Source organism: Tardiphaga sp. OK246 (genome assembly GCF_900188215.1).
In the GTDB taxonomy this organism is placed as follows: domain Bacteria; phylum Pseudomonadota; class Alphaproteobacteria; order Rhizobiales; family Xanthobacteraceae; genus Tardiphaga; species Tardiphaga robiniae.
Window position 1 is genome coordinate 236976 of record NZ_FZOX01000005.1, and the last position, 12458, is coordinate 249433.

The window sequence follows — 12458 nt, forward strand, 5'->3', positions numbered from 1 at the left end:
TGAGGATTTAAAATGATCGATACCGTTGTCGTCCAACCCAATGTAAGCGTCGACGAACCGCAAACCTCCGGCGTATCGTGGGCTGCGGTTGCAGCCGGTGCCGTGGTTTCGCTCGCACTGACGCTCGTCCTGATTGCCTTTGGCACAGGTCTCGGTCTGTCTGTCGTGTCTCCGTGGGCAAGTTCCGGCGCCTCCGCGACCACGTTCAAGATCACGACCGGTATCTACCTGATCGTCATCGCGATGATCTCGTCATCGCTCGGTGGTTATATTGCCGGCCGTCTGCGGTCGCGCTGGATCGGCGTGCATTCGGACGAAGTCTACTTTCGTGACACCGCGCATGGATTCCTGGCCTGGTCGTTCGCGACGGTTTTGGGAGCGATCCTGCTGGCATCTCCAGCAACCACTTTGCTGAGCGGAGCCGCGTCGGGTGTTGCTGCCGGTGCAACCGCTGCTGCAGCCCAGTCAGGTCCGAGCGATGGCTACCTGGATTCGCTGCTGCGTCCGACGACGCCGTCGGCCGATGGCACCAGCGCGGAAGCGCGTGGTGAACTGTCACGTGTGATGGCTGCCAGTTTCCGTGGTGGAGATCTCAAGCCTGCCGACCGCAGCTACGTCAACAAGGTTGTCGCCAGCCGCACCGGTCTGAGCGAGGCAGATGCCGACAAGCGCGTCACTGAAGTCATCAACGATGCGAAGACCGCGGTGGATGCCGCACGCAAGGCCGCGATGCAGCTCGCATTCTGGCTCACGGCGTCGCTGCTGATCGGCGCCTTCTCCGCCAGCCTTGCCGCGACGGAAGGTGGCGGGCTTCGTGACGGGACCTGGAAGAAGCGTCGTTAACCCCAATCAAAGGAGACAACCATGCCCATTCTTCTGTGGCTACTCGGAATCCCGCTTCCCCTCATCATCCTGGTACTGTTGCTGCGATAACAGAATAACGAAGGAGCCCCGCACATGGCGGGGCTCTTTGCGATTTCGAACAATGCCTCATGCGATCTGACCGGAGACGCGCAGGGAAGTCAGCAAAGCGGTTATATAGAAAGCCAGACCGCTGAGGGGCGCGAGCTGGCGTGATCTACTCGGTGAATTCCGCCACCGTGATCCGGTTTTCCGACGCCGGCCAGGCGCGCGCCACGATCCGCTCCTGATTGAACAGCGCTGCCACCGGACGTCCGATGTCCGTGGCCGGAAGGCGGATAGTCGAGAGCGAATCCGTGGGCACGCCGGCTTTCACGTCGGTCGGCTCCTTGCCGTCGAGCAGCACGACATCGCGCGGTAATCCAAAATAGCCACGGACGCGCGACATCGACACCACTGCACCGGCATTGGCATCGGTGGGTCCCAGCGGCCGGCCGGCGCGCAGATGCACGACGTCGGACGAGCGGGGGAATGGCGAGCGATAGGAATGCGTGATCGGCGCTCCGGCCGATGTCAGGACGATCTCGACAGGCCAGGTCGGATCGACCTGAACGGGACCCCAGCGGCCATCGGCGGATGTGCGGGCCGAATGGAGCGCTGTCCCGATCCGCTCGCCCGTGTCCGGCGCCACGCGGTACACCTCGACCAGGGCATCCGCGACCGGCCGGTTGGTGGGCACGCCGCCGGGCGTGCCGGTGACGAGACCGCTGATTTTCACCTCAGCTTCCGGCGCGATATCGATCCGCACGGGCTCGCGGCCGACGATAAATTTGTAGATCTCGCGGAAGGCACGGGGGTGAAAGCCCGTCTCGCGATGATCGATGGCACCGAGGACCAGATTGGTGGCGCCGCGCAGCGCTGGACCATCGGAGGTGACGCCGGTGGCCACGCCCGGCTTGCCGAGCAGGCGACCGTCGGCCTGCGCATATTTGTCGATGCCATCGCTGCGGAGGGTGAGGAAAGCGGTGCCTTCGGTCACCTCAGGGCCTTCGCCGGGATTGAGGCTCTTGAGGAACGGGCTGCGGCCATTGAATTCGCTGCCGGGACTATCGGTCCCGTCGAACACGCCGTGATTGGGGGTGCCGCACAGGACGGCGTGGCTGACATCGGCGCTGCCGCCATTCTTGATGTAATTGCGCACTGCATTGCCGCCGCGCGAATTGGCGACCAGCGCCACTTTCGCAGCACCAGTGCGCTTTTTCAGTTCCGCGATGGCTTCGCCTAGTTCGCGGCGCTGGTCTTCGGTAGAGGAGCGGCCCTGCTGCGCCACAGCATTGTCGGAACGCGCCAGCGGATCGGTGAAATTGAGCGCCATCAGGCGGTTGCGCGGAACACCGTTGGTTTCCATGCGCCAGATCTGCGTCATCCAGAGCGCCGCGTGGTCGCCATTGCCGTGGACGAACAGGATCGGGGGAATGTCGGAACCAGCCGCTGCGCCGGGGCCCGTCTGTGCTGCGGCCTCGAAATGGAATGCATGGGCAGCCAGCGGCAGCATCGCTGCGCTCGTGAGTATGGTCCGTCGTGACAGCGCCATGGCTGGTCTCCCTTTATCTGCGCACATCCGACGCCTGCCACTGTGATAGCGGAGCAGGCACTGGACAGACAACGCGTTTCGCAGGCATCAACTTGATACGCCAAGCGGGGAATCAGGCCCCGCATGGCCCTGCAGTCGCTATCTGCAGCAGACGACGGGACGATGATGGCCGAAGCAGCGAAACCAGTGGTTCTTCCCTCCGACGGCATCGCCGCCCCGCTGCGGTTTGCGGTGTTCCGGCGGATCTGGCTAGCCAGCCTGTTGTCGAATCTCGGCCTGATGATCCAGAGCGTGGGCGCTGCCTGGGCCATGACGCAGATGACCGCGTCGGCCGACAAGGTGGCGTTGGTACAGACCGCCTTGATGCTGCCGATCATGCTGATCTCGATGCCGGCGGGCGCCGTGGCCGACATGTATGACCGCCGTGTCGTGTCGCTGGCCTCGCTGGTGCTGTCGCTGGTCGGCGCCTGCGTACTAACCATGCTGGACTGGACCGGTCACATCACGCCGAACATCCTGCTCGCCTTCTGCTTCATCATCGGCAGCGGCATGGCGCTGTTCGGACCGGCCTGGCAATCCTCCGTGGGCGAGCAGGTGCCGCCGGAGGTACTGCCATCCGCCGTGGCGCTGAACGGCATCAGTTACAATATCGCGCGCAGTTTCGGCCCGGCGATCGGCGGCATCGTGGTCGCCACCGCCGGTGCCGTCGCAGCCTTCGCGGCCAATGCGGTGCTGTACATCCCGTTGCTGGTGGTGCTGTTCCTGTGGCGTCGCAAGGTCGATGTTTCCAGGCTGCCGCGTGAGCGGCTGAGCCGGGCCATCGTGTCCGGCGTGCGTTACATTGCTAATTCGCCGTCGATCAAGATCGTGCTGACGCGCACGCTGATCACCGGCATCTGCGGTGGTTCGGTCTCGGCGCTGATGCCGCTGGTTGCGCGCGACCTGCTGCATGGCGGCGCGCAGACCTACGGAATCATGCTCGGAGCTTTCGGTATGGGTGCGGTGATCGGCGCAATGAATATTGGGCATGTCCGCAAGCATCTGAGCGGCGAAAGTTCGATCCGGGCCTGTGCGCTGATCATGGGCGTCGCGATTGCCGTCGTGGCGGTCAGCAGCGAGCCGGTCATCACTGCGGCGGCGCTGGTGGTGGCCGGCTCGGTCTGGATGCTGGCGGTCGCGCTGTTCAATATCGGCGTACAGCTCTCGGCGCCGCGCTGGGTCGCCGGACGTTCGCTCGCGGCATTCCAGGCGGCGATTGCCGGCGGCATCGCGATTGGCAGTTGGGGCTGGGGGCATCTCACAGACATGGTCGGCGTCGAAGCGGCATTGCTGGTGTCCGGCGGAGCGATGTTTCTCTCGCCGCTGTTTGGCCTGTTCCTACGGATGCCGCCGACCGGCGCGCGCGACGAGGATGCCGAGCGTCTTGAAGATCCGGAAGTGCAGCTGCAATTGACCGCGCGCAGTGGTCCGCTGGTGGTGGAGATCGAATATCGCGTGGATCAAGAGAATGCGCGCGCATTCCACGGCGTGATGCAGGACGTGCAGCTCTCGCGCCAGCGCAACGGCGCCTATGGGTGGTCCATCGCGCGCGATATCGCTGATCCCGAATTGTGGACCGAACGCTACCACTGCCCGACCTGGCTCGATTTCCTGCGCCAGCGTAATCGTTCGACGCAGTCCGAACGCGCTTTGTATCAGCGCGCGGCAGACTATCATCTGGGGCCGGATCCGGTTCGCGTGCGTCGCATGCTGGAGCGGCCGTTCGGTTCGGTGCGCTGGAAGGACGATACGCCCGATCGCGCGGCGACCGAGGTGCTTCCTGTCGCGACGCCGGCCGGCAGCAGCGGTTAGAGCTTCTAATCTTGACGCGTTTTCCTGACGCGAACCGGTGCTCACTTCGCTCGAAAACATTAGTCGCGCTATTGATTATTCTCGGCGAGAACTTTCGCGCAGGCCTTGCTGAGCTTCGAACGGTTTTCCTTGAGGCAGCTGAGCACGACCATGTCACCATCGTTCATCTTGGCGCGGCAGAAGCGCGAGACGTCGCGCGAGCAGGCCGACTGATTGGCTGATGTGTTACCGCCCTGCGCGAAAGCGGAGGTTGCGATCAGCAGGAACGGGATGATCAAAAGTCGGGTCATGAAATGGGCCTCCTAAAAATTGGCTATCTGATTCTATGGCGCGCAACGAAGTACGCGGGAATGGCGCAATGATGGCGAGCGTCCGGCGCCAAGTTTACGGATTGCGCGTTACGTCGTTCAGGCGAAGCGTCGCTGCTTAACTTCGTGATCCCGAAATCACGAGATCGTCGCGATGGATCATTTCGGCGCGGCCGCTGATCCCAAGAATAATCATCACGTCCGGAGATGAGCGGCCTTTGATCTTCTCAGCATTGTCTGCGTCATAAGCCACGAGGCCGCGGCCGATTTCGTGCGTGTCCGGTCCGCGCACGATAACGGCGTCGCCGCGTGCGAAGTCACCTTCCACCTTGATGATGCCGGCAGGCAGCAGACTCTTGCCGGCACGGAGTGCGGCGACAGCACCTGCATCAATAGTCAGCGTGCCTTTCGGTTCCAGCGATCCCGCAATCCAGCGTTTGCGCGCAGTGACGGGATTTGCAGGAGTCAGGAACCAGGTACACAGGCCGCCATCGGCGATCTTCTGCAGTGGATGCTCGACCTTGCCGGACGCGATGATCATATGCGTGCCCGCGGTGGTCGCGATCTTGGCAGCTTCGATCTTGGTGTACATGCCGCCGCGCGACAATTCGCTCTCGGCAGCGCCCGCCATGCCTTCGATCTCGGCAGTGACGCTGTCGACGATGGGAATCAACTTCGCATCGGGATTGGCGCCGGGTGGTGCAGTGTAGAGCCCGTCGATATCCGACAGCAGCACCAGCAGATCGGCGGATGCCATGGTCGCGACGCGCGCCGCGAGGCGATCATTGTCGCCATAGCGGATCTCGTTGGTCGCGACCGTGTCGTTCTCGTTGATGACCGGCACCGCGCGCCATTCCAGCAGTTTGCCGATGGTCGAGCGCGCATTGAGGTAACGACGACGTTCCTCGGTGTCCTGCAGCGTCACGAGAATCTGTCCGGCACCGATGCCGTGATGGCCCAGTACTTCCGACCAGATGCGCGCCAGCGCGATCTGCCCGACGGCAGCGGCGGCCTGGCTCTCTTCGAGTTTCAGCGGACCGCGCGGAAGCTTGAGGCGGCTGCGGCCGAGCGCGATCGAGCCTGATGAGACCACGAGGACGTCGCGACCGTCCGCATGCAGCTTGGCGATATCGGCGGCCAACGCCGCAAGCCATTTGGCCCTGACTTCGCCGGCCGCGGAATCGATCAGCAGCGACGAGCCAACCTTGACGACGATACGGCGAAAGTTCTTCAGCTCGGGGCGCGACATGATGTGGGCTTTGGCAGGACGTGTGATGCTTGGACGGGCGTGAGAGGCAGATTAGCTCGTCGCCGGCGCCCATGGCGCAGACTGCGCTGCGCTCTTGGCCTTGTCCGACACCGGCGCCTCGCCGATCACTGCAACGAGCGCACGCAATGCGTCCGGCACGCCTTCGCCCGTTGCGCCCGAGATCAGCAGCGGCGTCTGCTTCGCAGCGCGCTTCAGTCGGTCCTTCTGCTTCTTCAACTCGTCCGGCTCGACCGCATCGATCTTGTTGAGCGCGACGATCTCGACCTTGTTGGCGAGGTCACCCTCATAGGCATCGAGTTCGGTGCGGACGGTCTTGTAGGCCTTGCCCGCATGTTCGCAGGTCGCATCGATCAGATGCAGCAGAACACGGCAACGCTCGACGTGGCCAAGAAAGCGATCGCCAAGGCCGGCGCCTTCATGCGCGCCTTCGATCAGGCCAGGAATATCCGCCAGCACGAATTCGCGCGCATCGACATCGACGACGCCGAGCTGCGGATGCAGTGTTGTGAACGGATAGTCGGCGATCTTCGGCCGCGCAGCGCTGACCTTGGAGAGGAATGTGGACTTGCCGGCATTGGGCAGGCCGACGAGGCCCGCATCCGCAATCAGTTTCAGTCGCAGCCAGATCCAGCGCTCTTCGCCGGGCTGGCCGGGATTGGCATTGCGCGGTGCGCGATTGGTCGATGACTTGAAGTGCGCATTGCCGAAGCCGCCATTGCCGCCCTCGGCCAGGACATAGGTCTCGCCGAGCTTGGTGAAGTCGTGGATCAGCGTCTCGCGATCCTCATCGATGATCTGCGTGCCGACCGGAACTTTGAGCGTGATCGGCTTGCCATTGGCGCCATGGCGGTCCTTGCCCATGCCATTGGTGCCACGCGGCGCCTTGAAGTGCTGCTGGTAGCGATAGTCGATCAGCGTGTTGAGGCCGTCGACCACTTCGATGATGACATCGCCGCCGCGGCCGCCATTGCCGCCGGAGGGACCGCCGAACTCGATATACTTCTCGCGGCGAAAGGCCACGCAGCCGTTTCCGCCGTCGCCGGAGCGAATGTAAACCTTGGCTTCATCGAGGAATTTCATAGCGTATCCGTATCGCAGGGGGGTGGTCGCGGCAACCACTTCGTCGCCGGAGCATCGTGAAAAGCCCTTATTTGGGGGCCTTGCTGCGCATCAGGTGACGTCCTAAACGACTCATCTTGCCGTTAACCAAGCGTGCGCATTCCGCGACTTTCCTACAGGCTCATATAGGCATGTTTGCGACCATTTCGACCGCAGCCGACAATCGTGCCGCCCGGCTGGCCGGTATCGGCCTGATGCTCCTGGGCATCAGCATGTTCTCCTGCGGCGATGCGATCGGCAAATTCCTCGTCGGCACCTATTCGGTCGGGCAATTGATGCTGCTGCGGGCCTGCGCGGCGCTGGCGCTGCTGGCGCCGTCGATCTGGCGGCATCGTGCGGACTTCCTGCGGCTCGATCGGCCGGGTCTGCAGCTCATTCGCGTGGTGCTGTCGACACTGGAAGTCGCGGCGTTCTTCTGGGCGGCGGCCTATCTGCCGCTGGCGGATGTCATCACCTATTATTTGGCCTGTCCGATCTTCGTCACCGCGGGCTCCGCGATCTTTCTGCGCGAATCTGTCGGCTGGCGGCGCTGGAGCGCGATCTTCGTCGGCTTCTGCGGTGTACTGATCGCGCTGCAGCCGTCGGCGCAGACGGTGACATGGCCGGCGCTGATCGCGCTCGGCGGCAGCCTGTCCTTCGCCGCGCTGATGCTCATCACCCGCTCGTTGCGTTCCGCGCCGGACGTCGTGCTCGCGACGACCCAGTTTATCGGCACGTTTACTTTCGGCGCCGTATTCACGGCGTTCGGATGGGTGATGCCCGATCTGCGCGATCTCGGCCTGTTCTTTCTGGCGGGCGTTGTCTCGGTCTGCGCGCTGCTCTGCGTCAATCGCTCGCTGAAGCTGGCGCCGGCGAGCACTGTGGTGCCGTATCAGTATTCGATGATCATCTGGGCGGTGATCTTCGGCTATCTCGTGTTCGGCGAATTGCCGTCGTGGGCCACGCTGATCGGTGCGGCGGTCATCATCGCAGCAGGGCTCTATATCTTTCTGCGCGAGCAGCAGCTCGGAAAGATCGCCGACGAAGTACCGCCAGCGGTGTGAACTTCTTTTCCCTCTCCCCCCAGCGCAGCGAAGCTGCGCGCCGTGGGAGAGGGTGGATCGAACACGCGAAGCGGGTTCGAGACGGGAGAGGGAGAGCCATGGAACGAGAGCCTGTCCCCTCTCCCGCCTTCGCTTCGCTCAGGCACCCTCTCCCGCAAGGGGAGAGGAAGTAAGAGTCGTTCACCGTCGCGTCGACGTTCCCCAGTTCTTCAGCGAACTCCACACGCCCCTTGTCAGCTTGAAGCAGTCGACCGGTGTTGACGAGCCGATCGCTTCGAAGCGGTGCAGTTGAACACCACTCCACTGGAAGCCGCACTTCTCCAGGATGTTGCGCGACGACGGATTGGCGACGCGCGCACCCGAGATCAGGTGATCGATATCGAATTCGTCGAATGCGTAATCGATCGCGGCACGTGCGGCCTCGGTCGCAAAACCCTGGCCCCAGTGATCGACGCCGAGCCAGTAGCCGAGCTCCGGCGATTCGGCTTCGCGCCAGTCGATTCCGACCATGCCGATGGGACGACGATCGAGTTCGATCAGGAACACGCTGTCGCTTGCCGTGCCGCTCAGCGAATTGACGAAATCGACTGCGTGATCCTGCTGATACGGGAAGGGCAGGCGACGCGTCATCTCGGCGATGCGGCGATCATTGGCGAGAAGCGCGATGGCTTTTACGTCCGCGAGTGTCGGCTTGCGCAAGGCCAGCCGTTCGGTCTCGAGGACGCAGCCTCTGGTTTCTCTCAACGTCGGGGTCGGAATATCCTGCAACATCTCGGGCTCCTGTGTGCGCCCCGAAGCGACGCACCAAACGAAAAGGGGAGGCCGGTTTCCCGCCTCCCCTGGAGCCCAATTCTGGCGCTCCGCCGGTTCAACAGGACCCGGCGGACTCCAATGTGTCCACCGTTTATTCGGCCGCGGCTTCAGTAATCGGGAGTACCGATACGAAAGTGCGGCCGTTCGATTTGGCGCGAAACTCCACGTGGCCTTCGACCTTGGCGAACAGGGTATGGTCTGTGCCCATGCCGACATTAAGGCCGGGGTGCCAGGTGGTGCCGCGCTGACGCGCAATGATGTTGCCGGGAATCACGCGTTCGCCGCCGAACGCCTTCACGCCGAGGCGCTTGCCAGCCGAATCGCGGCCGTTGCGCGATGAACCGCCTGCTTTTTTATGAGCCATAGCCCGTCTCCGATCTCGATAAGTTCTAGATCAATTCCTTGAAGGAATTGTCTCACAGATTCTCAACTTTTCGCAGCGGCTTATTCCGCGGCGGGCTTTTTCTTCGCAGCCGGTTTCTTGGCTGCAGCAGGCTTGGCAGCGGCTGCCTTCGGAGCAGCGGCCTTCTTCGCCGGCGCCTTCTTGGCAGGAGCTTCGTCGCCATCGACCGGAGCGGTCACGACCGGCTTCTCACGCTTCGGACGAGGTCCGATCGTCGGCGCCTTGCCGTCGGCCAGGATCTCGGTGATGCGGATCATCGTGAGTTCGTCACGGTAGCCACGCTTGCGCTTCGAATTCTTGCGGCGGCGCTTCTTGAAAGAGATGACCTTGGGGCCGCGCTTGTGGTCGAGCACTTCGGCCGCAACCGACGCACCAGCCACCAGAGGCAGGCCGAGCACAGGCGTATCACCGCCCAGTACGAGAACTTCACCAAGCTGCACGATCGTTCCGACATCGCCGGCGATCTTGCCAATCTCGAGCACATCATCCGGAACGACGCGGTATTGCCGGCCGCCGGTTTTGATGACTGCGAACATCGTTATATTCCTTCGTGTTCGATCCCATCCTCGGATCAGATCCGGGACGGCTTCTTGTTCAGTCGATAAGGGTTCACCGCGACTTCCAGGAAGTCGCGCATCTTTGCGTTTTTGGTCGACGTTGCGACCCCACGCAAAAACAATCGGCGCCAAGCAAAGCTTGCGCCGAAGCGTGCTTTATAGAGGGTGAAGGCGGAGAGTCAAGGAAAGACGGGCGAAAAGCGAGCCAAAAACAGAGTCTTGGCGGATGAGTCGGTGCCTGCGATGGAGCGTACCATTTAACCTGCCGCCCCGTTTTTCGGGCGCCTGCCTTTAGTCGTCATGCCCGGGCAGCGCGAAGCGAGCTTCGCTAGATGACCCGGGCATCCATCTTCGGACGGAATGGCGGAAAGGTGGATGGCAGGGTCAGGTCCGGCCATGACGGAGTTTTGTTCTCCAAATCAGAGGCTTAGCCTCTCGGTCGCCCTCACGACGCCAGGCTGCGCATTTCCTTGATCAGGTCGGACTTGCCCTCGAAGCCGATCCCCGGGAGTTCCGGCATGGTGATGTGGCCATCAATCACCTTCACTCCATCCGGGAACCCGCCATAGGGCTGGAACAGGTCCGGATAGGACTCATTGCCGCCGAGACCGAGGCCTGCGGCGATGTTGAGCGACATCTGGTGGCCGCCATGGGGGATGCAGCGGCGCCAGGACCAGCCGTAGCTCTTCAGCATTTCGAGCGTGCGGAGATATTCGACCAGGCCGTAAGAGAGCGCGCAGTCGAATTGCAGCCAGTCGCGGTCCGAGCGCATGCCGCCATAGCGGATCAGGTTGCGCGCGTCCTGCATCGAGAACAGGTTCTCGCCGGTGGCCATCGGACCGGGATAATGCTCGGCGAGCTTCGCCTGCAGTTCGTAATCGAGCGGATCGCCGGCTTCCTCGTACCAGAACAGGTCGTATTCGCGCAGTGCCTTGGCATAGGCGACGGCCGTGTCGAGATCGAAGCGGCCATTGGCATCGACAGCGAGTTTAGCCCCTGCTGGAAGCAGTTTCAGCACATGCTCGATGCGCTTGCAGTCATCGGCGAGCGGCGCGCCGCCGATTTTCATCTTCACGACATTGTAGCCGCGATCGAGATAGCCCTTCATTTCCGAGGCGAGGCCTTCGAGACCCTTGCCGGGATAATAGTAACCGCCCGCGGCATAGACGAAGACCTTCGGGTCAGCGGTGGTGCCATTGCGTTCGGCGAGCAAACGGAACAGTGGCTTGCCCGCGATCTTAGCGACCGCATCCCACACCGCCATGTCGATGGTGCCGATCGCGACCGAGCGCTCGCCGTGGCCGCCCGGCTTCTCGTTGGTAAACATGGTGGCCCACACCTTGTGCGGGTCGATATTGTTGCCCGAGGCGTCGATCAGGCTGTCGGGCTTGGCTTCCAGAATGCGCGGCGCGAAGCGCTCGCGGATCAGGCCGCCCTGGCCGTAACGGCCGTTGGAGTTGAAGCCGTAGCCGATCACCGGTTTGCCGTCGCGGATCACATCAGTGACCACGGCGACCAGACTCAGGGTCATTTTGCTGAAGTCGATGAAGGCGTTAGCGATAGGGGAGGCAATCGGGGCGGTACGCTCCCGGATGTCGACGATGCGCATGAGGCGCTCCTGCGGCTGGGGTGAGACGGGCTTGCGGAGAGGCATACGCCTCTCCTAGCCATCTCTGAAATGGTCATTTTTCATCTGAGAAGTTCCAAGATAAGATGGCTGGTGTCATCCCGGACGTCCCATGCAAAGCTTCGATCCAATTTCACTCCGCCTGTTCATCGCTGTCTGCGAGGAGCGCAATATCGCCAATGCCGCAAAGCGCGAGGCCATCGTGCCCTCAGCGGTGAGCAAGCGTATCAGTCAGATGGAGCAAGAAGCTGGCGTCCAGTTGCTTGAGCGCGGCCGACGCGGTGTCACGGTGACGGCGGCCGGTGAAGCGCTGTGTCGTTACGCACGCGAGTCGCTGCAACTGCTCGACCGGATGCAGGCCGAACTCGGCGCTTTTGCCGATGGTGTGCAGGGCCATGTGCGGGTGTTCGCCTCGAAATCGGCGGTTGCGCAGGTGCTGCCCGAAGACATCAGCCTGTTTGCGAAGCGCTATCGCGACGTGCGCGTCAGTCTCGAAGAGCGCGAGATCTGGGAGGTCGTGCGCGGCGTCGAGGAAGGGCGCGCCGATATCGGCGTCTGCTGGGATGCCGTCGACCTGCGCGGCCTCAGGACGTCTCCCTATCATCGCGATCAGCTCGCGGTAGTGGTGCATCCCGATCATCCGCTTGCGAAACGCACGTCAGTATCGTTCGAGGACACAGTCGACTATGAGCACGTCGACATCGTCGCGCGGAGCATCATGCAAACCATGCAGCGAAGCGTCGCGGCTGCGGCCGGCAAGCAGATGCGCTACCGCATTCAGGTTTCCACCGTGGATGCCGCCTATCGCATCGTCGCGGCGCAACTGGCCGTCGCCATCATTCCGCAGGAAGAAGCCTCCACCATCCAGCAGACATTGGGGCTGAAAGTCATCCCACTCAGCAATGACTGGGCGAGGCGGCAATTCGTCGTCGCCGTGCGCGACAAGGGCCTCAGTCGACCGGCGCAATTGCTGCTGGAAAGCCTCAAGGAAAGCGCGAGCGAATGAGCATTC

12 protein-coding genes are annotated in these 12458 nt (G+C 62.7%); 4 read left to right on the forward strand and 8 right to left on the reverse strand.

Annotated elements, in window-relative coordinates; genetic code table 11:
* Window positions 1-12: 12 nt before the first annotated feature.
* A complete protein-coding gene (locus CHC01_RS22585; protein WP_089266546.1) occupies window positions 13-843 on the forward strand; it encodes a hypothetical protein in 831 nt (276 codons plus the stop codon).
* A 235-nt stretch (window positions 844-1078) separates the two neighbouring features.
* Here CHC01_RS22585 and CHC01_RS22590 read toward each other — a convergent pair whose 3' ends face one another.
* Window positions 1079-2455, reverse strand: coding sequence for a hydrolase (locus CHC01_RS22590; RefSeq protein ID WP_089266548.1), 1377 nt, complete (start codon window positions 2453-2455; stop codon window positions 1079-1081).
* Window positions 2456-2620: 165 nt separating this feature from the next.
* On the opposite strand from CHC01_RS22590, the gene CHC01_RS22595 reads away from it, so the two are divergent.
* Window positions 2621-4306 carry an MFS transporter gene (locus tag CHC01_RS22595; protein ID WP_089266903.1) on the forward strand — a complete coding sequence of 562 codons (1686 nt, stop codon included), beginning with the start codon at window positions 2621-2623 and terminating at the stop codon, window positions 4304-4306.
* A 68-nt stretch (window positions 4307-4374) separates the two neighbouring features.
* Here the strand turns inward: CHC01_RS22595 and CHC01_RS22600 are convergent, their stop codons facing one another.
* From CHC01_RS22600 to obgE, 3 genes are all read right to left on the reverse strand, one after another.
* Window positions 4375-4596 carry a cysteine rich repeat-containing protein gene (locus tag CHC01_RS22600; RefSeq protein ID WP_068737829.1) on the reverse strand — a complete coding sequence of 74 codons (222 nt, stop codon included), beginning with the start codon at window positions 4594-4596 and terminating at the stop codon, window positions 4375-4377.
* Between the two features lie 136 nt (window positions 4597-4732).
* Window positions 4733-5863 carry a glutamate 5-kinase gene (proB, locus tag CHC01_RS22605; protein ID WP_089266550.1) on the reverse strand — a complete coding sequence of 377 codons (1131 nt, stop codon included), beginning with the start codon at window positions 5861-5863 and terminating at the stop codon, window positions 4733-4735.
* 51 nt (window positions 5864-5914) lie between these two features.
* Window positions 5915-6964 (reverse strand): GTPase ObgE, encoded by a 1050-nt coding sequence (gene obgE, locus CHC01_RS22610; RefSeq protein WP_089266552.1) that lies wholly within the window; start codon window positions 6962-6964, stop codon window positions 5915-5917.
* 164 nt (window positions 6965-7128) lie between these two features.
* Between obgE and CHC01_RS22615 the strand changes: the two genes are divergently transcribed.
* Window positions 7129-8046, forward strand: coding sequence for a DMT family transporter (locus CHC01_RS22615; RefSeq protein ID WP_089266904.1), 918 nt, complete (start codon window positions 7129-7131; stop codon window positions 8044-8046).
* Window positions 8047-8226: 180 nt separating this feature from the next.
* Here the strand turns inward: CHC01_RS22615 and CHC01_RS22620 are convergent, their stop codons facing one another.
* The 4 genes from CHC01_RS22620 to CHC01_RS22635 form a co-directional block, all read right to left on the reverse strand.
* Window positions 8227-8817 carry a GNAT family N-acetyltransferase gene (locus tag CHC01_RS22620; protein ID WP_089266554.1) on the reverse strand — a complete coding sequence of 197 codons (591 nt, stop codon included), beginning with the start codon at window positions 8815-8817 and terminating at the stop codon, window positions 8227-8229.
* A gap of 133 nt (window positions 8818-8950) precedes the next feature.
* Window positions 8951-9223 carry a 50S ribosomal protein L27 gene (rpmA, locus tag CHC01_RS22625; RefSeq protein ID WP_068737821.1) on the reverse strand — a complete coding sequence of 91 codons (273 nt, stop codon included), beginning with the start codon at window positions 9221-9223 and terminating at the stop codon, window positions 8951-8953.
* A gap of 80 nt (window positions 9224-9303) precedes the next feature.
* The gene (gene rplU, locus CHC01_RS22630; protein ID WP_089266555.1) at window positions 9304-9798 is read right to left on the reverse strand and encodes a 50S ribosomal protein L21; all 495 of its coding nucleotides are present in this window, start codon (window positions 9796-9798) and stop codon (window positions 9304-9306) included.
* Window positions 9799-10264: 466 nt separating this feature from the next.
* Window positions 10265-11428, reverse strand: coding sequence for a mandelate racemase/muconate lactonizing enzyme family protein (locus CHC01_RS22635; RefSeq protein ID WP_089266905.1), 1164 nt, complete (start codon window positions 11426-11428; stop codon window positions 10265-10267).
* Between the two features lie 130 nt (window positions 11429-11558).
* Between CHC01_RS22635 and CHC01_RS22640 the strand changes: the two genes are divergently transcribed.
* Window positions 11559-12452 carry a LysR family transcriptional regulator gene (locus CHC01_RS22640; protein ID WP_089266556.1) on the forward strand — a complete coding sequence of 298 codons (894 nt, stop codon included), beginning with the start codon at window positions 11559-11561 and terminating at the stop codon, window positions 12450-12452.
* Window positions 12453-12458 lie beyond the last annotated feature (6 nt).